The sequence below is a fragment of the Bacillus sp. PAMC26543 genome (assembly GCF_014250375.1).
GTDB classification, from domain to species: domain Bacteria; phylum Bacillota; class Bacilli; order Bacillales; family Bacillaceae; genus Bacillus; species Bacillus halotolerans.
Genome location: NZ_CP060193.1, coordinates 799360 through 821158, shown reverse-complemented (window position 1 = coordinate 821158; position 21799 = coordinate 799360). Strand labels below are relative to the sequence as shown.

Here is a 21799-nt window from a genome sequence, read left to right as displayed (position 1 = left end):
ATATATCACCAACATTCATTTCTTATTCTTTTGCTTTGCATACGTTAAAACAGTTTCAGCAATATACTTCACCTGCTCTGTGCCAAGAGGCGGTTTGAACGGCAGTGAAAGAACTCTTTTCCAAAGAGAATTTTCATCCTCAAGTTGTGAATAAGGCTGATATAGCGGAATCAGGTGAAGAGGAAGGTAGTTCCAGCATGTTTGAATGCCTTTTGCCGCTAAATAAACGGAGCAATCGTACCTTTCGCCTTCATGAGGAAATACGATTGTCAAATAGTTCAGGCTCTCTCCCGCCTGAGGCTGAATCATCTTGATCCCGTATAACTCTTCGGCCTCCGCAAAAATGTATCTTGCCGTCTCCAAATTTCTTGATGAGTCTTTCACCAACCGCTCCATCTTGGACAGCTGGTATTCGATAATGGCTTGTCTCACCGGATGCATTCGCAATAAAGGGACAGTAGCAGGTTTTTTCGGAAGGACTTCAAGTTTGCTCGTTTTTAAAGAAGTACGAACACCTGCTTTTCTGAATAAGAAAGATAGAGCCTTAGAACTCATCAAGGCCTGCATTCGCTGCTGTCTCTTATAAGCATCATAATCAGCATCTACTTGCTTTCGCTGTTCCATCGGCAGCCTGCTGATTTTGTCCAGCACATCTTTCCGAGCGATTAATGCTCCGCCCCCTATACTGCCGAGAGGCTTTGACATTCCAAAGCTCAAGATACCGAAATCCCCCAAACCGCCTGCAAATGTTCCGGCTTGTTTTGTAAACATAGCCTGAGCAGCATCGTCGATGACACGAATACGCTTCTCTTTCGCCCACTCAATAAGATTCATGTTTTCCTTCCGACCATAGACGTGTGTCAAAATGACAGCGCATGTCCTCTCGGTCACTTTGTTTTTCACATCTTCAAAAGACAGGGATAAATCATCATCCAGATTAGCGAAAACTGGAGAAGCCCCGGATTGAAGCACAGCATCAATTACATTCGGACAGCTGAAAGAAGAAAAAATAACTTCTTTTCCTGGCTCCGCTCCGGAAAGTTTCAGTGCAAGCACCAACGCCGCACTTCCGCTCGAAGTCAATTCGATACCCTTTCCATAGCGTTTTTCCAGTTTTTCTGCCAACCTGGTTTTTTTAGCTGAGATGAAATGAGTGAATGCCGGGAAAAGACTTCTGCCTGAAAGCTGCCTCGCATAAATGGGAAACTTGATCTGTTTGGGATTCTCAGGATAATGGAAGTTTTTGTTTTTGTCTTTCAACTTTAATCATCCTCAGGCCTTCATCAAGGTGAACTTTAGGAGCATATCCAAGCATTCGCTTTGCCTTCTCGATGGAAGGAGCACGTTTGAAAATTTCAATATCCTTACCTCGGACACCATCCTCACCCAGCTTTTTAAAGGTGTAATTCTCTTTCTTCCTGCCTGTCATTACGTTGATTTTCTCTGCCAGCCCTTTTATGCTGATGGGCATATTGTTTCCTATGTTGAAATCTTCAAAAACACTGCCTTTATGCAGAAGTGCCAGATATGTTCCGTTAACGATATCACTAATGTAGCTGAAGCATCTGATTTGGCCGCCGTCTCCATAAAGAGGAAGCTCTGCACCAGATTCAGCCAAACTGAAGAACTTGTTAATGACAAAGTCCTCCCGCTGCTTCGGACCGTATACATTAAAGTACCGGACAACTCTGACATTCAACGAGTTTGATGCCTGCTCCCTCAAATATTCCTCTGACTTCAATTTTGCTTTTCCATAAGCAGATTTAGGGAGCTTCTTACTCGATTCCGTATACGGATAATCGGGTGAGTCCCCGAATACCTCTGAGCTGGAGGAAAAAAGAAGGGTTTTGATGCCTAGCTCCTTGCATACCTCCGTTACGTTTTTCGTTCCCTCAAAATTTACCTTGATGACGTCCTCTTCATTGCTACGGCAGCTGTCTACTCCGACCATTGCCGCTAAATGAACAATAGCATCTGCTCCTTTTAATGATTCCTTAAGCGATTGCCGATCTAAAATATTCGTTTGTCGGAACTCCGCCTGAAAATCCGGCTTTTTTTGATCAGCGATGATCGCATGATAGCCTTTATTCTGTAATAACCCGGCTAATTCACTTCCTATAAAGCCTGCTCCACCTAAGATAGCAATGTGTTTCATTGTCCGACCTCCTGGCTTAAAGATAAAACATCTTTAATTGATTGAACGATATATTGACAATCTTCCTTCGATAGCTGGCTATAAAGAGGCAGTGATACAATTTCAGGAAAGATGCGTTCAGTTACCGGCAGCTTTGCGGGAAAATGCTCACTATAGTAGGGATGCATATGCACAGGGATAAAGTGGACACTCAAGCCAATATTTTTCGCTTTCATATTTTCAATAAACTGGTCTCGCTCCATTTCCCCGCGTTTTTTCACCCGCAGAATAAACAAATGCCAAGAGTGGGTGATATGGCTGGGGATGTCTGTCAAAGGAAGTTCTGCTCTTTCTGATTGATTTGTAAGCTCAGACGCATAATACTTTGCGATTCTTGTCCGTTTTTCTTGGATCTCAGCAGCACGTTTCAATTGAATGAGCCCGAGCGCAGCCTGGATATCTGTCATGTTGTACTTAAAGCCGGGAAGTAAAACATCATATCGCCAGCTGCCCTTTTCACCGTATCGATTCCAAGCATTTTTTGTAATGCCATGCCACCCATACAGTCTCGCTCTCTCGGCTGCCTCTTCATCCTTAAGAATAAGAGCTCCTCCTTCTCCCGTCGTAATATTTTTGGTTGCATAAAAGCTGAAGCATACTGCATCTCCGTGTGTGCCGATCATCTTCCCGTTATATCTTGTCCCAAGCGCGTGAGCGGCATCTTCAATCAAGTACAGTCCATTTTCCTTGCATATGCTGCTAAGCTCATCCAAATTTGCCGGATGACCTGCAAAATGGACCGCAATGACTGCTTTTGTGCGCGGTGAAAGTTTTTGCCTAACATCTTCCGGATCTATACATAAATCATCCTCGCAGATGTCCGCAAAAACCGGGGTTGCTCCGACATGCAAAATGACGTTTACACTTGAACAAAACGTGAAGCTTGGAACAATAACTTCATCGCCTTCTCCTACACCGAGTGCAAGCAATGCCATGTGTAAGGCAGCTGTTCCTGAATTACAGCTGATTACGTGTTCCGCGCCTAGATATTCGCCCAGCTTTTTTTCAAATTCAATCACTTTCGGACCTTTTGAAATCCATCCTGACTTGATTGTTTCGGCTACAGTTTCCAGTTCTTCGTTTGTGATATCAGGTCTGTGAAAAGAGATAAATCGTTTACTAATGGTAGTTCCCTCCTATAGTGTGACAAGCTTTGCATTGTCAGCCATTTTTTCTCTGCAAATATTTCTGGTATCGAAAATAATAGGGGCTGTATCCCGCAATATGCTGTAATTTATATCATCATGATCAGTATGAATAATGACGACATCATATTGGTTGATCTTCTCCTTAGTGAAAGGGACGGAGCGCTTGATGCTGCCGTCTTCCAGTCGAATTTCACTGATAAAAGGATCATAGTAATCTATCGTGCATCCCTTTTTCATCAGATCATCGATAATTGCAAATGCAGAAGACTCACGAGAATCATTGGTATTTTTTTTATAAGCAGCACCTATTAATAAAATGCTGCACGGTTCTTTATCAACCAGCTTCATGGCATAGTCGGACACTGAAAACGGCATTTCAGAATTAATTTCATCAGCTAAATCAATCAGCTTTGTCTGCAATCCCTTTTGATTGGCTATCCATTTAAAATAAAAAGGATCAATCGGTATACAATGGCCGCCTACGCCAGGGCCGGGGCTGAATTTTTGAAACCCGAACGGCTTTGTGTCTGCTGCATTGATCACTTCCCATATATCAATATCGAGTTCTCGGCAATTAAGTGCCATTTCATTGATGAGAGCTATATTTACATAACGGTAGGTATTCTCTAGGAGTTTAGCTGTTTCTGCTACTTCAGGTGAGGTTACTGGATGAATGCTTGCAACGATGGTGTTGTAAAACGCTGAGGCAAGTTTTGTACAATTCCGGGTCATTCCGCCGACCACTTTAGGGATATCGGCAACTTCATATTGGCTGTTCCCAGGATCAATTCGTTCAGGAGAATAAGCTATAAAAAAATCTGAGCCTATGTTTACCTGCCGCCCTGTTGCCATTCTATCGGCGATTTTTTGTTTGGTTGTACCCGGATAGGTTGTACTTTCTAAAATTAAGAGCTGATTTGTTCTTCCGTAAGCCAACATACTGTCAACTGCACTGTCTATGTAGCTTAGATCGGGAATTTTATCTTTTTTGTTCAAAGGTGTCGGAACACATATCACAATAATGTCGCAGTGTTCAATGAGAGACATATTCTCACTCACTTGAAAACGCTCTGTTTGTAATACCGCTTTTAATTGGTTATCGTCTATATCCCGAATATGGCTGTGCCCGTCTTTCAGCAAAGAAACTTTTTCGCTGTTCCTATCGAAGCCGATGACGCTGTATCCTTTATTGACACATTCCAATGCAAGAGGAAACCCCACATATCCCATCCCTAATACACCTACAACAGCCTGTTTTGTTTCAATCAATTCTAAAAGCCGCTTATGACCTAGGTTTCGAGCTTCTTGTGTGACAGGATTCATTTTTGGACCCCCTATAAGATAGAAAAGGATATATTTTTACAAAATTAAACAATTATCGATCGATACTGCAATTATAACAAAAGTAAAAAAACGGTAAATGAGTTTTGTATCCTTTTATTTCGTAGGACATTATGTTGTAATTTACTAGTAATTGGTATTTTACGTACCTATGATAAGGTATTTATTAGGAGAATGGTGAGAGAATCTCCCTCAATTGAAAGAATTTAGTGAAAAATTAAAAAACAGGCCGAAGCCTGTTTTTTATTCTATATTCGCCTCTTTTACAGCAGATAGCAAGAGCTGCCCCGCTTCCTTCAATCTATCTTTGCTGATATGTGTTATATTATCATTTTCAGTGTGATACCATGAACCAGGCTCTTGTGTATCCGGGCTGAGCCAAATCCAATTAGCTGAAGGTATGCCCGCTTCATAAAAAGACACATGATCCGAGTATCCCAGTTGTGTGAGGCGGGGTGCTTCAAGCTGTGCTTTCCGGGCAGCGTTTACTGCATAATTGACACTTGCATTTTTTTTGCCATCCGGAGTGGTTATATACATTTGGCTGGCTTCTTTCCAGTCAGTCGCAATCATATCAGCGTTAAAGTTTGCCCGGCTGTGTTTGATTTCATCTGATGTAAGCGTACTGACATAATATGAGGAACCCGCTGACCACAGCTCTTCAGCTCCGAATAAGATAAAACGGATTTCTTTGTTTTTAGGAAGATCCTTGCTTTGCTTACTCATCTCCAGCACAGCAGATGTGCCTGATGCATTATCATCAGCCCCAGGTGCACCTTTAACTGTGTCATAATGGGCAGTTACATAAAGAATATCCGGGTGTTTTGTGTGCTGCGCTTTGCGTGTCGCTATTATATTCTGTGAAGTGCGGTTTTGATAGTTCTTAAATTGAATGACAGCCTGCTTTTCTTTCAGCAAAGCTTCTCCGTCTTCTTTTTTCATTCCCGCTGTCGGTATTGTGGTGTGTTTTGGTTTTACCGGACGGATCGCGAGAGATTTTGTCTTGCGGTTATAAATAATGACAGCTTTCGCACCAGCATCTTGGGCGTTTTTTATTTTTTGAGATACTGATATTTTCCCCTCTCTAATAACGGCTATTTTTCCTTTTGCTTCTTTTACTTCAAGGTTTAACCCATAGCCTCCGTCAAAGACGGCAGCCTCTATTTTTTCTTCATCTTCCACAAAGTTCTTATCTGCTGAGCGTATTGGATATTCATGATCGCCTGCCATTACTGAACCAGTAAAATATGTTTTCACATGAAATGGCTGAATCCGAACAGTTAACCCCTCATCTTGAAGCCGTTTCGATATGTATGATGCCGCTTCTTTTTCTTTCTCTGTCCCTGTTTCTCTCGGACCTATGACTTCACTAAGCTCATGAATGGTTTCATACGCATGCTCTTCATCAAACAACGGGGCCATTTCAGACACAGAAAGAGGCTGCTTCTCATTCAGCTGTTCAGCCGAAGCTCCCCATATGACGCTTCCGGCCAGTGCTGCGGCCATTAATATCAGTTTCATTCTTACATTCCTCCTCTTATTCACTCCTTTCTTTTCGGTTCTGCTGTGTTGATTCCTTTAAAAAGCAATAAAATGAATACTAATTACCAAATCAAGGTAATCATATAGAAGGAGAATAAGAATGACAGCTAGGAAAGTTTGCATAAAAAAAGCCGCCGAGACATATCTCGGCGGTCTTTTTATTACTTATTCAAGTTGTAGAAAGAGTTAATACCGTGGTATTGAGCAGTTTCAGCCAACTGATCTTCGATGCGAAGAAGCTGGTTGTATTTCGCTACACGGTCCGTACGTGACGGAGCACCTGTTTTGATTTGTCCTGCGTTTGTTGCCACAGCGATGTCAGCGATTGTGCTGTCTTCAGTTTCACCAGAACGGTGAGAGATAACAGCAGTGTAGCCTGCGCGTTTCGCCATTTCGATCGCATCGAATGTTTCAGTCAATGTACCGATTTGGTTTACTTTGATCAGGATAGAGTTGCCTACGCCGTTTTTGATACCTTCAGCAAGTTTTTTCGTGTTTGTAACGAAGAGGTCATCACCAACAAGCTGAACTTTTTTGCCAAGACGCTCAGTAAGAAGCTTGTGGCCTTCCCAGTCGTTTTCGTCAAGTCCGTCTTCGATAGAGATGATTGGGTATTTAGAAACCATTTCTTCGTACCAGTCAACCATTTCAGCAGATGTTTTCACAACGCCTTCGCCAGACAGATGGTATTTGCCGTCTTCTTTGTTGTAGAACTCAGAAGATGCAGCATCCATTGCAAGTTTTACTTCTTCGCCAGGTTTGAAGCCGGCTTTTTCGATTGCTTCAACGATTGTTTGAAGCGCTTCTTCGTTAGAACCAAGGTTTGGAGCGAATCCGCCTTCATCACCTACAGCTGTGTTCATTCCTTTAGCAGAAAGAACTGACTTCAGGCTGTGGAAGATTTGAGCGCCCATGCGAAGTGCTTCACGGAAGTTAGGAGCACCTACTGGCATGATCATGAATTCTTGAATATCTACGTTGTTGTCAGCATGCTCTCCGCCGTTGACGATGTTCATCATCGGTACAGGAAGCGTTTTTGAGTTAAATCCTCCAAGGTATTGGTAAAGAGGAATCTGTAAGAAATCAGCAGCAGCACGTGCACAAGCCATAGATACGCCAAGGATTGCGTTCGCACCAAGTTTGCCTTTGTTTTCAGTACCGTCAAGCTCGATTAAAAGCTGGTCGATTGCATTTTGTTCAGTTACATCAAAGCCAAGAAGCTCTGGAGAAATGATTTCGTTTACGTTGTTAACAGCTGTTAACACGCCTTTTCCAAGGTAACGGTCTTTGTCGCCGTCACGAAGCTCAACTGCTTCGTATTCACCTGTAGAAGCTCCGCTTGGCACTAATGCGCGGCCGAATGCTCCTGTTTCTGTATATACTTCAACTTCAACTGTTGGGTTGCCGCGGGAGTCTAATACTTCGCGTGCATAAACATCAACAATGTATGGCATGAGTTTGTCTCTCCTTTGATTTTCAGCTTATTTTTGAATTAAAGATGTTCCAGTCATTTCTTTCGGTTTTTCAACACCGAGAAGGTCTAATAACGTTGGTGCAAGGTCGCCTAGGATTCCGCCTTCACGCAGCGTGATGCCTTCTTTCGTAACAATTACAGGGACTGGATTTGTCGTATGTGCAGTGTGCGGTTCGCCTGATTCTGTGATCAGAATATCAGCATTACCGTGATCAGCGGTAATGATAGCGTGTCCGCCTTTAGCGAGAATCGCGTCAACGACTTCGCCTAAGCATTCGTCCACTGCTTCAATCGCTTTAATTGTAGGTTCAACCATTCCGGAGTGGCCGACCATGTCTGGGTTTGCGAAGTTAAGGATAATCGCGTCATGCTTGTCAGCTTCGATTTCTTTGACAAGCGCGTCCTTCACTTCATACGCACTCATTTCAGGCTTCAAGTCGTATGTTGCGACTTTCGGCGAGTTGATAAGAATACGCTCCTCACCCGGGAATTCAGCTTCACGGCCGCCACTCATAAAGAACGTGACGTGCGGATACTTTTCAGTTTCTGCAATTCGAAGCTGTTTTAATCCTTGCTGAGATAATACTTCTCCGACTGTATTATCAAGATTTATCGGTTTAAACGCCACATAGCCGTCAACTGTTTCACTGAAGTGAGTCAGGCAGACGAAATGCAGGTTTTTCGGATAATTCTCACCGCGGTCGAAATCGCGGAAGTCTTTGTTCGTGAACGTGTTGGAAATCTGGATGGCGCGGTCCGGTCTGAAATTATAGAAAATCACAGAATCGCCGTCTTCGATTTTCGCAACAGGCTCACCGTTTTCTTTTGTGATGACAGATGGAATAACGAATTCATCGTGGATTCCATTCGCATATGAATCATCAACAACATCCAGTGCGCTGCGGTATGTCGGGCCTTCGCCATATGCCATTGCACGGTACGCTTTTTCTACACGGTCCCATCGTTTGTCGCGGTCCATTGAGTAGTAGCGTCCGGAAATGCTGGCGATTTCTCCGACACCGATTTCCTCGATTTGTTCGTTCAGCTGGTTGATGTACGTTTTCGCTGTTTGCGGACCTACATCACGGCCGTCAAGGAAGCCATGGATATATACCTTTGTCAGCCCTTCTTTTTTCGCAAGCTTTAACAGCGCGAATAAATGATTGATATGGCTGTGCACGCCGCCGTCTGATAATAGACCGAACAGATGCAGGGCTTTGTCGTTTTCTTTCGCGTTGCTGATCGCGTCAAGGAATGTTTGATTGCGTTCGAACTCTCCCTCGCGAATGGCAACATTTACGCGTGTTAAGCTTTGGTACACAATACGGCCCGCACCGATATTTAAGTGGCCTACTTCGGAGTTCCCCATCTGTCCGTCAGGAAGACCTACAGCCTCGCCTGAAGCAGTCAGTGTCTGATGAGGATACTGATTCCAATAGCGGTCAAAATTCGGTTTTTTCGCCAAAGCGACTGCGTTCCCTACTGTTTCGTTTCGTAATCCGAACCCATCAAGAATGATGAGTGCAGCTGGTTTTTTACTCATATTGACCTTCCTCCAATAATTGAACGAATGACTGTGGCTCAAGGCTCGCGCCGCCGACCAAAGCACCGTCAATATCGGATTCTGCCATATATTCTTTAATGTTTGCAGGCTTTACGCTTCCGCCATATTGAATGCGAAGCTTGTCTGCCGCTTCTTGGCCGAAGCTTTCAGCGACGGTTTTACGGATATGCGCACACACGTCGTTCGCATCTTTAGATGTAGAAGATTTGCCTGTTCCGATTGCCCAGATTGGCTCATAAGCAATAACAGAAGCTGCAACTTGTTCTTCAGAAAGACCAGCAAGGCCTTTTTTCACTTGGTCAGCCACAAGATCATTTGTTTTGCCGGCTTCGCGCTCTTCAAGCGTTTCTCCAACACAGATGATCGGCACAATGCCGTGTTTGAAAGCAGCATGTGCTTTTTTGTTAACTGTTTCATCAGTTTCAGCGAACATTTCACGGCGCTCAGAGTGGCCGATGACGCAGTAGTCAACGCCAAGGTCTTTCAGAGCAACCGGGCTGATTTCGCCTGTGAACGCGCCGCTTTCTTCGAAGTGCATGTTTTGGGCGCCGACTTTAAGGTCAGTGCCTTTAACAGCAGAAGTCAGCTTTTCTAGGAAAAGCGCTGGCGCGCAAACAACAGCTTCCGCTTTGTCTGCTGCTGGAATGGAAGATTTCACTTCTTCAACGAAGCTGACAGCCTCGCCGAGTGTTTTGTTCATTTTCCAGTTACCGGCTATAATTGGTTTTCTCATCTGTTCCACTTCCTTATAGCAGTTTTAAAATTATTTATCGTTCAGTGCAGCTACCCCTGGAAGCTCTTTGCCTTCCATGAACTCAAGGGATGCGCCGCCTCCTGTTGAGATGTGGCTCATTTTGTCAGCTAGGCCGAATTTTTCAACCGCTGCTGCAGAGTCTCCTCCGCCGATGACAGAGTATGTATCTTTTGCCTCTGCCAATGCTTCCGCAACCGCTTTTGTTCCTTGAGCGAACAAGTCGATTTCGAATACGCCCATCGGTCCGTTCCACACGACAAGTTTGCTGTTTTTGATTACATCAGCATACGTTTCGCGTGTTTTTGTACCAATGTCAATCGCTTCTAAATCACTAGGGATTTCAGAGATCGGCACAATTTTTACGTTTGCATCGTTAGAGAAATCATCTGCAACGAGTACATCTTCAGGCATGTAGAAGTTAACGCCTTTTTCTTTCGCGCGATCCATAAATGTTTTCGCAAGCTCGATTTTATCTTCTTCAAGCAGAGATTTACCAACCTCATAACCAAGCGCTTTAACGAATGTGTAAGCAAGACCGCCGCCGATGATCAGGTTGTCTACTTTATCAAGAAGACTTTCGATGACGCCGATTTTATCTTTTACTTTCGCTCCGCCGATAATGGCAGTGAACGGACGATCAGGGTTGGAAATTGCTTTTCCGAGTACGTCAAGCTCTTTTTCCATTAAGAAACCTGCAACCGCTGGCAGATGCTCGGCAATTCCAGCTGTAGATGCATGAGCACGGTGGGCAGCACCGAATGCGTCATTCACATATACATCTGCAAGCTCAGCAAATGCTTTTGCAAGCTCAGGATCATTTTTCTCTTCACCAGGATAGAAACGTACGTTTTCCAATACAAGAACGTCTCCGTCCTTCATGTCGGAAATTTGTGATTTTACAGCATCACCGTATGCTTCATCCGCTTTTTTCACTTCTTTGCCAAGCAGTTCGCCGAGGCGTGCAGCAACAGGAGTTAAACGAAGCTCCTCAACGACTTCGCCTTTCGGGCGGCCTAAGTGGCTCGCAAGAAGGACTTTCGCGCCTTGGTCTGCAAGGTGTTTGATTGTCGGAAGTGCAGCACGGATACGTGTATCGTCTGTTACTTCCCCGTCTTTCATTGGAACGTTAAAGTCAACGCGGCAGAATACAACTTTGCCTTTTACGTCGATGTCTTTGAGAGTTTTCTTATTCATGCTTTAGGAGATCCTCCTTCAAAATGGTTTGCATGCAGCACGAAAAACGTGAAACCGTCTGATCAAGCGATTACTCCGCGAGGGCAGATCGCATACTTTTCGGCACAGGGCAGATCGTCTGAAGCCAGGGCAGTGGCCGCAGGCGAAGGCGCCGGAAAGCTGCAAAACGCAGATGCTTCTCTTTCACAGAACGTTTTCTGAAAGCCGGTCTTCATGGAAAAAGGGAAAGGGAGTCCGTCCCCTTCCCTTGTCCGCTTTCATTATAGCGCTTCTATTCAAAAGAACCAAGTCAGGTCCTTTTTTCAGCTATGAATTAAAGACCTTTTTTAGCGATGTAAGCTGCAAGGTCAACAACGCGGTTAGAGTAGCCGCTTTCGTTATCGTACCAAGAGATTACTTTTACCATGCTGCCTTCCATAACCATTGTAGAAAGAGCATCGATTGTAGAAGAATTTTTGTTTCCGTTGTAGTCGCCAGAAACTAATGGCTCTTCGCTGTAGCCAAGGATTCCTTTAAGATCTCCTTCAGCTGCTTCTTTAAGAGCTGCATTTACATCTTCAGCTGTTACTTCTTGGTTCAGTTCAGCTACCAAGTCAACTAAAGAAACGTTTGGAGTTGGAACACGCATTGCTCCGCCGTTCAGTTTGCCTTTTAGTTCAGGAAGAACTAGAGAAACTGCTTTAGCAGCACCAGTTGAAGTTGGGATGATGTTTTCAGCTGCTGCACGCGCACGACGGTAGTCTTTGTGCGGAAGATCAAGAATTTGCTGATCGTTTGTGTAAGAGTGAACTGTTGTCATCATACCGCGTTTGATGCCGAATTTGTCGTTAAGTACTTTTGCAAACGGCGCAAGGCAGTTTGTTGTGCAAGATGCGTTAGAGATAACGTCGTGGTTAGCCGCATCGTATTTATCTTCGTTAACACCCATAACGATTGTGATATCTTCTTCGTTAGCAGGAGCAGAGATGATTACTTTTTTCGCGCCAGCTTCTAAGTGCTTCGCAGCGTCTGCGCGTTTTGTGAAGAAACCAGTAGATTCAACTACGATTTCAACGCCTTGTTTACCCCAGCTAAGTTTAGCAGGATCGCGTTCTGCAGAAACTTCAATTGTTTTACCGTTAACAACAAGGTTGTTACCGTCAACTGAAACCTCAGCGTCTAATTTTCCGTGTACAGAATCATATTGTAAAAGGTGAGCGAGCATGTTAGCATCTGTTAAATCGTTAACCGCTACTACCTCAACTTCAGGATTGTTTAATGCTGCGCGGAATACGTTACGTCCAATACGACCAAAACCGTTAATACCGACTTTTACTGCCATGATTGTTTCCTCCTTTAAATAAGTGAGAGATATTTATATTGAGGGATTATTCATCCCTTAATAACTTCTTTGCGGCTCCTTCGTCAGTGACGAGAACCGTGTTGCGCGGCTTTTTAAAGTAAGCCTCGATCGCCTCGGCTTTTGATGATCCGCCCGCTACCGCTATGATATCGGGAATGGCGTCTATGTCATCCAGCTGCATTCCGACAGAATGCACTTTGTGGACCACTTCGCCGTCCGCGTTAAAATAGTAGCCGAACGCTTCTGTCACCGCGTTGTTATCATCTATTTTCTTTAAGTCTTCTAAAGGTGTGTTTCTCCGCTCAGCCATAGTTTTAGCTTCGCCGATTCCGTGAACCAGCATACTCGCTGATTTAATCGTGTTCAGCACCTCTTTGACAGAAGGTTCTTCAATAATAGATGAATAGGCGCCTTGTGACAGCTGACCCGGAACAAACAAAAGCCGGTAAGTGCCTGAAGCCTTTTCCGCCATATGCGCGCATATGGTGTTCGCCTGGTTTTTTACGTCTTCGCCTAACCCGCCTCTTGCAGGCACAAACAAAAGCTCGCGGTTTTTAGAATCCGGCGTCATCATCTCGGCGACAGCTTCAATTGTCGTACCGCCGGTCACAGCGACGATATTTTTGCCTGAAAATCTTTTTTTCATACATGCGACAGCCGCTCTTCCCATTTCTTTTTTGACCCATGGGGATTGATCGCTGTCTCCGGATACAATAATGACATCCTTTAGATTTAAACGTTCTTTTAATGTCTTTTCCAAAAGCGTCAAACCTAAAACATCTTTCATCGTATCTTCTAAAACGGAAAGCAGTTCATAACCCTCTTCTGTCAGCGTCATGCCGTTTGTTTTAATATCGACCAGATTCTGTTCCTTTAAAAACTGAACCTCGCTTCTCAGCACACGCTCGCTGATTCCGAGACTGGCAGAGAGGCTTCTGCGGCCGATGGGTTCTGTCAGCCTGATATACTGCAAGATTTCGAACCTCTTTTGCATAACGAGCAGAAGATCAGGCAATAATTTTTTTTGAGCTTGTATTAACTGGTTCATGACTCAAACGTTCCTTCCTTTTTTTGCTGGACATCAAACGTCCCGCTATGACAAAAAACGTCCCATCATAGCCAAAAAAAATTATTTCTGCTTTCTTTAATTATTTTAACAGGGTGGAAATGTTTATTCAACTGTTAAGAGCCAATTCATCGACAATATTCGCGCAGTTTTCATGCAGCTGCGTTTCTTATTCATTATTTTTTCCTTTATATCTCTATCTTATACAGCAGACCGTTAATGGTGCGCACAAAATAAAAGAGCCCTCTCAATCGAAAGGGCTACATATTTTAAAGCGTTTTCATTTTATCCATAGCTTTTCAATCTCTTCGAGCGATTTATTCTTCGTTTCCGGACAGATTGTGACGACAAACAGGAAGCAGAGAATGTTAATGACGGCAAAGATCCAGAACGTGTAGGCCAGTCCGAACGAGCTGATCATCATCGGCACAAACTGCCCGATCGCCCAGTTTGCTCCCCATAAAAAGATGGTGGCGATCCCTGCGGCTCTCGCCCGCAGATGGTTCGGGAAAATTTCAGAAATCATAATCCATGTGATCGGCCCGACCGATACACAGAACGCGGCGACAAACCCTAATATAAAGAAGATCAGCATAAATCCGCTTGTTAACTGAAAATAAAACGAAGTCCCGATTAAGATCATAAAAATAGCCATGAAAGCAGAACCGATGGACATCAGTTTTTTGCGCCCGACTTTATCAATCAATAAAACTGCGATGACGGTAAAAATGACTTCCACGACACCGACAATACAGGTTGTCACAAATCCGGCATTTTGTCCGAATCCCATCATTTTAAAGATTTCCGGTCCGTAGTAGGTGATGGCGTTCATGCCGATCACTTGATTAAAGAGCGCCAGCAGGATTCCAATGATAAGCGCTTTTCTGAGACCTGGTTTGAAGAGCTGTGATAGTGACCCCATTTGTTCTATTTTTAAAGAGTTTTCAATGTTCTTCAATTCTTCTTTTGCGACAGTTTCTCCATTAATGCGTGTCAGAATCGATAACGCTTCTTTTGTTCTGCCTGCTTTCGCCAGCCATCTTGGACTTTCCGGCACGACCAGCAGGACTAGGAAAAAAATAACGGATGGCACCATTCCGTAAGCGAGCATCCATCTCCATCCGGTTTGCACGCCCCATTCATATGTTCCGGAACGCTGGACAGCGAGATTAATAAAGTACGTTGCGGAAATACCCAGTATCGTAAAGAGCTGATATAAGGAAGATAAACTTCCGCGTATGGCGGGCGGCGCCGCTTCCGTAATATAAGTCACGGATAATGACGAACCCATTCCGATCCCTAAACCTCCGATAATCCTCGCGATGATTAAGGTCGACACGTCTTGTGAAACAGCAGAAACAACTGCTGATACCGCAAATAACAGGGCCGCTGTCATTAAGATTTTTCTGCGTCCGAACCTGTCGCTTAAAAACCCGGATACCCCGACTCCCGCAACTCCTCCAATCATAATGCTTGAAATCACCAGCCCCTCCATGAACGGACTCAGGCTGTATAAATCCTTTAGAAAACCAATAGCACCGGAAATAACTGCAGTGTCATAGCCGTACAATAAACCGCCAAGCCCCGCCGCGCATGATATCAAAATCACAAATCCCATTGAATGGCTTCTTGTTACAGGAGCATTTGGTTCTAATTGAGTTGGAGTATTCTTCATTTCTCTGCCCTCCCGAAAGTTGAGTAAAGCGTTTACATTTTCCGTTCCAATTGTACGTACTTATTTAAAAATTTAACGAAAATTATTGTTTATTAGTACGTACAAATATAGAATAATCCCGTTTGCATTTTCTGTCAATGTTTTCTTGTATAGATCACTGTGATATACTGAAATTTGTCCGTATACATTTTGGAGGAATGGATATGTTACCAAAATATGCTCAAGTAAAAGAAGAAATCAGTTCATGGATTAATCAAGGCAAAATTCTGCCCGATCAAAAGATCCCTACCGAAAACGAGTTAATGCAGCAATTTGGCGTCAGCCGGCATACCATTCGTAAAGCCATCGGAGACCTCGTATCGCAAGGCCTGCTTTACAGCGTGCAAGGCGGGGGCACCTTTGTCGCTTCACGCTCTGCTAAATCAGCGCTGCATTCCAATAAAACGATCGGCGTTCTGACGACCTACATATCAGACTATATTTTTCCGAGCATCATTAGGGGAATCGAGTCTTATTTAAGCGAGCAGGGATATTCTATGCTTCTGACAAGCACAAACAACAATCCGGATAATGAACGCAGAGGATTAGAAAACCTGCTGTCACAGCATATTGACGGATTGATTGTAGAACCGACAAAAAGCGCTCTGCAAACGCCGAATATTGGCTACTATCTCAATTTAGAAAAAAACGGCATTCCTTTTGCGATGATTAATGCGTCATACGCCGAGCTTGCCGCACCAAGTTTTACTCTGGATGATGTGAAAGGCGGCATGATGGCGGCCGAGCACCTGCTCTCTCTCGGCCATACGCACATGATGGGTATTTTTAAAGCTGATGACACGCAGGGTGTCAAACGGATGAACGGATTTATACAGTCGCATCGCGAGCGTGAGTTATTTCCTTCTCCGGATATGATTGTGACGTTTACGACGGAAGAAAAGGAATCAAAGCTGCTGGAGAAAGTAAAAGAGACACTGGAGAAAAACAGCAAAAACATGCCGACTGCTATTCTTTGCTATAATGATGAAATTGCACTGAAGGTGATTGATATGCTTCGGGAGATGGATATCAAGGTGCCTGAGGATATGTCCATCGTTGGGTATGATGATTCCCATTTCGCGCAAATCTCCGAGGTGAAATTAACCTCTGTGAAGCACCCGAAGTCTGTGCTGGGAAAAGCGGCTGCAAAATATGTTATTGACTGTTTGGAGCATAAAAAGCCTAAGCAGGAAGATGTCATTTTTGAGCCTGAGCTGATCATCCGCCAGTCCGCAAGAAAGCTGAATGAATAAAAAAGCAATGTATGGGTTTCCCCTTTACATTGCTTTTTTATGGCCTTTATCTGTTTTTCCAAATGTCAGCCACGATTTCAAATGAACGCATTCTGTCAGCGTGATCAAAGGTTTCTGAGTTGACCATAATTTCATCGGCCTGAGTTGTTTTGACAAAGTCTTCAAGCTTTTCCTTCACTTCTTCAGGACCGCCGACGATGGTTGAACTGAGCTGTTGATGAACCATTGCTTTTTCATATGGGCTCCAGATTTGATCCATGTCTTCTACTGGCGGCTTCAGCTGGTTCGGCGTACCGCGGACAAGATCAAGGAATCGCTGGTAATGGGATGTAGCCAGGTGCTGTGCTTTCTCGTTTGTATCTGCGGCGATAATCGTTACGCCGACCATCGCATACGGTTCATCGAGCACTTCTGATGGTGTAAAGGAATTGCGGTACAGCTCCAAAGCGGGAACCGTATTCGCCGGTGAGAAATGAGCAGCGAATGCAAACGGAAGGCCCAGCTCACCTGCAAGACGGGCACTAAAATCGCTTGAGCCCAGCAGCCAAATCGGCACATCTATGCCCTCTCCCGGAATGGCGCGGACTTGATTGCGCACGTTTCCTGACGGTTTAAAGTAATTGCGCAGTTCCTCTAATTGTTCTGGGAAATCTTCACCGCTGCTGATGTTTCTGCGGAGCGCCCTTGCAGTCAATTGGTCTGTTCCCGGTGCACGTCCGAGCCCCAGATCAATCCGTCCGGGATACAGTGTTTCCAGTGTGCCGAATTGTTCAGCGATTACAAGTGAAGAGTGGTTCGGAAGCATAATACCGCCGGAACCGACGCGGATTTTCTTTGTACCGCCGGCAATATGGCCAATCAGAACCGATGTGGCAGAGCTTGCGACACCTTCGATATTATGATGCTCAGCGAGCCAGTAGCGATGATAGCCCCATTCCTCAGCACGGCGCGCCAAGTCCATGCTGTTTCGGAATGACTCTGCTATCGTTCCTCCTTGAACAACAGGAGATAAATTCAAGACAGAAAGCAAGGTATCTTTGCGTTGGTTGTTAGACATATTGTTCTCCTTTGCAGTTGTGATATAAGTAAACAGCCTCATGCTGTTATGTCTTTATCGAAAGGACTTCTATCACACCATAACACAACTGCGTTTAGGATTAAAAGAATTTGATTCGATGAAATTCGAACAATTCTCTATAGAAATTACAAAATTCTTAATCATTCTTGCTACCAAATGTTACTAATGTTAATATAAGTAATATAATAAAATGAAAGGAAGTTTATATGTTTAAAAAATTTTTATTGATGGGGTTCACCGTAATCTTATTAGCAACATTAATTTCAAGTGGTAACACTAATAAAGCCTTAGCTGCTGATTGGATCTGGTCTGGTAATCAACAAAACTTAAATGTAAATGGATTTACTGATGCCTCTTACTACACTAAGAAAGCAACAACAGTTGATTTTACTCTTGGATCACCGTATCCAGGTGGTCATACATTTAAAGGAAATCTGTACTTACAACGAAAGTCCGGTAGTAAATGGACTACATGCAAGAAAACAACTTTTTCTTTTAAAGTATCTGTAACTAAATCATTCTCTCTAAAAGGTTGTAAAACAGGCTATTATCGTGTTAAAGCTACCTTTCAGGGTTCTAAAGCAACAAATACTACCAATACTTTTAAGATAAATCGATAATAATTAAGATATATATCTATTAGCAAAGGAGCTCAAAAAAAATGAGCTCCTTTATTAACATTCTTATTTTCCCACAATAAACAGTTCCTGTGCCATCTCAATGAAAAGCTTAGCCGCCAAAGAAGCCTCATGTAATGAAGGAACGGCAAGCTGCACATCCCGATACACCTGCGGATCGAGATCCCGCGTCACCACATGCTCCGGCAGCGGCATTCCCGACATGGACATTTCTGATAAAATCGCCAGCCCCAAGCCTTCTTTGATCATGCTGATCGAGGTGTTAATGTTATAGACAGTGAAAGCAGTGTGCAGCGTTGAACCAGCTTGCTTGAACTTATCGATAAAAGGTGATTCATAGCCGCCGTCGCAGACAACCATCGGCTCACAATCAAGATCTTTCAGCGTGATGGCCGGGCGATTGCACAGCGGGTGATCATCACGCAGCACGACGACCATTTTGTCTTTTTTCAGCCGAATGTACTCCATCTCGTCTGCCGGATACAGAAGAATGCCGGCATCGATCATCCGCGTGTGAAGCCACTCCTTGACTTCATCTACGGTTCCTTCATGCAAAACAAGCTCCAATTTCGGATACCTTTGTTTAAACTCGCTGATCAGCTTCGGCATAAAATAAGCGGAAGCGGTAGGAAATGTGCCAATATGAATTGTTCCCAGCTCAAGCCCTTTTTCTGCCGCTGCGACCTGCTCAACTTTTTCTATTCCTTTTAACACTTCTCTGATATGGACTAAGATCTTTTTTCCCGTGTCCGTAAGCATCAGGCCGTTTCTGCGGTCACGGATGATCAATTTCACATCAAGCTCGGCTTCAATCGCGGAAATGGCATGGCTGACAGCCGGCTGTGTCATGTTCAGCGCCTGTCCCGCTTTTGTAAAACTCCCCGTTTCAGCTACTTTGACGAAAACTCTTAATTGTGTAATGGTCATAACAATTTACTTATGCTCCTCATAAAAAAGATTCATTTTATTTATCTTATGTTCTACCGTATCATATGATGGAAATGTTCTACAAGGAGTGATCAAAAGTGAAGCAGCTATCAAAAACGCGGACAGCGCTCCTTCTCGCCTTTCTCGTTATCATGTGGGGGGTCAATTGGCCGCTGTCGAAAGCCGCGCTTGCCTATTCGCCGCCTTTATTGTTTGCGGGCATCCGGACGCTGATCGGCGGGCTTTTATTAGTGATTGTCGCATTTCCGCGTATTCATAAACTGCGTTTTAAAGAGACGTGGCCGATTTATCTTGTTTCTGCTCTTTTAAATATTACGTTATTCTATGGTCTGCAAACGATCGGGCTGAATTATCTTCCAGCCGGCTTGTTTTCCGCTATCGTCTTCTTTCAGCCGGTGCTGATGGGTGTGTTTTCTTGGCTGTGGCTTGGCGAATCGATGTTTGCGATGAAAGTGATCGGGCTGATCCTCGGTTTTGCGGGTGTAGCGGTCATTAGTGCCGCGGGCTTTGGCGGGCATATTTCTGTCATTGGGGTTCTGCTCGCTCTCGGTTCCGCAATCAGCTGGGCGTTCGGGACGGTATATATGAAAAAAACAGGGAGCCGCGTCGATTCCATTTGGATGGTCGCCTTGCAGCTGACGATCGGAAGCGTGTTTCTGTTGATATCCGGCTTTGGGACAGAAAGCTTTTCCGCGATCCAATGGACAGCTCCTTTTATCACGAGCCTGCTGTTCATCTCTGTATTCGTCATCGCGCTCGGCTGGCTTGTCTTTTTTACCCTTGTCGGTTCAGGAGAAGCAAGCAAGGTCGCATCATATACTTTTTTGATCCCGCTCATATCAATCGTGGCCAGCTCCATTTTCCTGCATGAACCGCTCACCTTAAGCCTCTTGGCGGGTCTGCTGCTGATTGTCACGAGCATCTGCCTCGTGAATTCGAAATCCAAAGCACAGAAAACCGCGTCGATTGGTGTAAAGGAGAAGGCCGCACAATAAAAAAAACCCTCTTGCCGGATGTGGCAAGAGGGTTTTTCTTATTTACTGATACTTGCGTCCTTTGACCAAATATGCAACTGTAATCAAAAGGTAGATCGCCGCAGTGATGAGCGTAATGACAATTGACGTTGTCATGATGACCCCGATCAGAATGGCGAGTAATGCCAGAACCGCAAACCATGTCGTGTACGGGAACCATTTGACATAATAAGCAGGTGTTTCAGTTTGCTCTTTTCTCGATTTCAAATGGGCGAATCCGATGATCAGCCAAATGAATAAAACGGTATATCCCAATGAACCCATTAAGTAATTAAACGTTTGGCTTCCTGCGAACAGAGAAATCAATACGCCAATATATAGAGAAGAAGTGCACATCAGAATCGCAAACATCGGGACGTTTTTCGATGAAAGCTTCGAAAAGATTTTCGGAAGTCTTCCGTCAGTTGCCTGTGTATATAAAATGCGTGATGATCCGTATAAACCTGAGTTCATTGAAGAAATGATCGCCAAAAGGATGACTGCGTTCATGATATGATCCGCGCCCGGAATGCCAACCATTTTAAAGACCATCACGAAAGGACTTTCCGGAACGGAATTCACTTGATTCCACGGGATCAGACTGACAATGATGAAAAACGGAAGCAGGTAGAATGCGACAATCCGTGTTAATGTGCTGCGGACTGCTTTCGGGACAACCTGTTCCGGATTTTTTGTCTCAGCCAGCGTCACACCGATAATTTCTGTACCGCCATAGGAATAGATGACGACAAGCATGGCTGTGATCAGCCCGGTGCCTCCGTGCGGGAAAAATCCGCCGTGCTCTGTCAGATTCGAAAACCCGGCAGCTGTATGATCACCGAATGATACAAATAAGAGCAGCAATCCTAATAAAATAAAGATAACAATAACGGTAATCTTGATCATAGCCAGCCAATACTCAGTTTCGGCGAAGATTTTTACAGAAAGCAAGTTCACAATCGTAACAACAAGAGAAATTGCTAATGCCAGCACCCAGATCGGGCAGCCCGGCAGCCAATATTGAATAAAGATCGCAGCTACAACAGCCTCAGCCGCAATGTTAAGCACCCACATTTTCCAGTAGATCCAGTCCAAGAAATATGCAGCGTAATTTCCTAACACCTGCTGCACAAGATCACGGAAGGTTCTCGCGTTTCGGTTGCGCACAGCCATTTCTGCGAGCCCCTGCATTATAAACAGCAAAATAATGCCGCCGAGCAGGTATGCGATAATGACCGATGGCCCTGCCACATCGATTGCCGAACTGCTTCCTTTAAATAAACCTGCTCCGATTGCACCGCCCAGCGCCATCATCATAATATGGCGGGACGTCATCGTGCGTTTTAACGTCTGATTGTCCTTTTTCATCCTCTTTTTCCTCTCCTTCTCGTCTTCAAAAACAAAAAAAGCCCGCCGTCTCTTATCTATACGAATAGATAAAGAGACGACGAGCCTTCGGCTGACCGCGGTACCACTCTTGTTGATCCTTCCTAGAAGAATCCAGCTTTTTGACCCTGTAACGAAGGTTAGCCGTTA

The 21799-nt window shown here is 44.3% G+C and carries 19 protein-coding genes and 1 other annotated feature (1 of these 20 cut by a window edge); of the genes, 4 read left to right on the top strand and 15 right to left on the bottom strand.

From position 1 onward, the window contains the following. Positions 1-15: 15 nt before the first annotated feature. From H7F27_RS04030 to H7F27_RS03990, 9 genes are all read right to left on the bottom strand, one after another. On the bottom strand, positions 16-1260 hold the full coding sequence (locus H7F27_RS04030; RefSeq protein ID WP_095713001.1) for an aminotransferase class V-fold PLP-dependent enzyme: 1245 nt from the start codon (positions 1258-1260) through the stop codon (positions 16-18). Then, positions 1226-2155, bottom strand: a complete 930-nt coding sequence (locus H7F27_RS04025) for an NAD-dependent epimerase/dehydratase family protein (protein ID WP_095713000.1) — start codon at positions 2153-2155, stop codon at positions 1226-1228. The genes H7F27_RS04030 and H7F27_RS04025 overlap by 35 nt, the downstream gene beginning before the upstream one ends. After that, complete coding sequence (locus H7F27_RS04020) at positions 2152-3267, bottom strand: DegT/DnrJ/EryC1/StrS family aminotransferase (RefSeq protein ID WP_251191702.1); 1116 nt, start codon at positions 3265-3267, stop codon at positions 2152-2154. The genes H7F27_RS04025 and H7F27_RS04020 overlap by 4 nt, the downstream gene beginning before the upstream one ends. Before the next feature lie 63 nt (positions 3268-3330). Next, a complete protein-coding gene (locus tag H7F27_RS04015; RefSeq protein ID WP_185848609.1) occupies positions 3331-4665 on the bottom strand; it encodes a nucleotide sugar dehydrogenase in 1335 nt (444 codons plus the stop codon). Between the two features lie 261 nt (positions 4666-4926). Then, positions 4927-6204: a M20/M25/M40 family metallo-hydrolase gene (locus H7F27_RS04010; protein ID WP_101859932.1), complete on the bottom strand. Its 1278-nt coding sequence runs from the start codon at positions 6202-6204 to the stop codon at positions 4927-4929. Between the two features lie 182 nt (positions 6205-6386). Next, on the bottom strand, positions 6387-7679 hold the full coding sequence (gene eno, locus H7F27_RS04005) for a phosphopyruvate hydratase (RefSeq protein ID WP_007409956.1): 1293 nt from the start codon (positions 7677-7679) through the stop codon (positions 6387-6389). 27 nt (positions 7680-7706) lie between these two features. Then, positions 7707-9242 carry a 2,3-bisphosphoglycerate-independent phosphoglycerate mutase gene (gene gpmI / locus H7F27_RS04000; RefSeq protein ID WP_024122892.1) on the bottom strand — a complete coding sequence of 512 codons (1536 nt, stop codon included), beginning with the start codon at positions 9240-9242 and terminating at the stop codon, positions 7707-7709. Beyond that, positions 9235-9996 (bottom strand): triose-phosphate isomerase, encoded by a 762-nt coding sequence (tpiA, locus tag H7F27_RS03995; protein WP_010331914.1) that lies wholly within the window; start codon positions 9994-9996, stop codon positions 9235-9237. The genes gpmI and tpiA overlap by 8 nt, the downstream gene beginning before the upstream one ends. A 30-nt stretch (positions 9997-10026) precedes the next feature. Beyond that, entirely contained in the window at positions 10027-11211 is a 1185-nt protein-coding gene (locus H7F27_RS03990) for a phosphoglycerate kinase (RefSeq protein ID WP_095712992.1), read from the bottom strand. A 48-nt stretch (positions 11212-11259) separates the two neighbouring features. Here H7F27_RS03990 and H7F27_RS03985 point away from each other — a divergent pair, with 48 nt between their 5' ends. Beyond that, positions 11260-11412 carry a hypothetical protein gene (locus tag H7F27_RS03985; protein ID WP_024122894.1) on the top strand — a complete coding sequence of 51 codons (153 nt, stop codon included), beginning with the start codon at positions 11260-11262 and terminating at the stop codon, positions 11410-11412. Between the two features lie 112 nt (positions 11413-11524). Here the strand turns inward: H7F27_RS03985 and gap are convergent, their stop codons facing one another. From gap to araE, 3 genes are all read right to left on the bottom strand, one after another. Beyond that, positions 11525-12532 carry a type I glyceraldehyde-3-phosphate dehydrogenase gene (gap, locus tag H7F27_RS03980; protein ID WP_010331916.1) on the bottom strand — a complete coding sequence of 336 codons (1008 nt, stop codon included), beginning with the start codon at positions 12530-12532 and terminating at the stop codon, positions 11525-11527. A gap of 46 nt (positions 12533-12578) precedes the next feature. Next, positions 12579-13601: a gapA transcriptional regulator CggR gene (gene cggR, locus H7F27_RS03975; protein ID WP_185848608.1), complete on the bottom strand. Its 1023-nt coding sequence runs from the start codon at positions 13599-13601 to the stop codon at positions 12579-12581. A gap of 298 nt (positions 13602-13899) precedes the next feature. Beyond that, the gene (gene araE, locus H7F27_RS03970) at positions 13900-15294 is read right to left on the bottom strand and encodes an arabinose-proton symporter AraE (RefSeq protein WP_024122896.1); all 1395 of its coding nucleotides are present in this window, start codon (positions 15292-15294) and stop codon (positions 13900-13902) included. A gap of 203 nt (positions 15295-15497) precedes the next feature. Here araE and araR point away from each other — a divergent pair, with 203 nt between their 5' ends. Further along, positions 15498-16586, top strand: a complete 1089-nt coding sequence (gene araR / locus H7F27_RS03965; protein WP_024122897.1) for an arabinose utilization transcriptional regulator AraR — start codon at positions 15498-15500, stop codon at positions 16584-16586. A 46-nt stretch (positions 16587-16632) separates the two neighbouring features. Here the strand turns inward: araR and H7F27_RS03960 are convergent, their stop codons facing one another. Beyond that, positions 16633-17643, bottom strand: a complete 1011-nt coding sequence (locus tag H7F27_RS03960; RefSeq protein ID WP_185848607.1) for an LLM class flavin-dependent oxidoreductase — start codon at positions 17641-17643, stop codon at positions 16633-16635. Positions 17644-17870: 227 nt separating this feature from the next. On the opposite strand from H7F27_RS03960, the gene H7F27_RS03955 reads away from it, so the two are divergent. Beyond that, positions 17871-18284, top strand: a complete 414-nt coding sequence (locus tag H7F27_RS03955) for a hypothetical protein (protein ID WP_103671304.1) — start codon at positions 17871-17873, stop codon at positions 18282-18284. A gap of 63 nt (positions 18285-18347) precedes the next feature. Here the strand turns inward: H7F27_RS03955 and H7F27_RS03950 are convergent, their stop codons facing one another. After that, positions 18348-19229 (bottom strand): LysR family transcriptional regulator, encoded by an 882-nt coding sequence (locus H7F27_RS03950; protein WP_103671303.1) that lies wholly within the window; start codon positions 19227-19229, stop codon positions 18348-18350. Between the two features lie 98 nt (positions 19230-19327). On the opposite strand from H7F27_RS03950, the gene H7F27_RS03945 reads away from it, so the two are divergent. Then, entirely contained in the window at positions 19328-20245 is a 918-nt protein-coding gene (locus H7F27_RS03945; protein WP_103671302.1) for a DMT family transporter, read from the top strand. A gap of 42 nt (positions 20246-20287) precedes the next feature. Here the strand turns inward: H7F27_RS03945 and H7F27_RS03940 are convergent, their stop codons facing one another. Continuing rightward, positions 20288-21631 carry an amino acid permease gene (locus H7F27_RS03940; RefSeq protein WP_101859925.1) on the bottom strand — a complete coding sequence of 448 codons (1344 nt, stop codon included), beginning with the start codon at positions 21629-21631 and terminating at the stop codon, positions 20288-20290. Between the two features lie 69 nt (positions 21632-21700). Further along, positions 21701-21799 (bottom strand) — a binding site (T-box leader) (it continues 140 nt past the right edge of the window).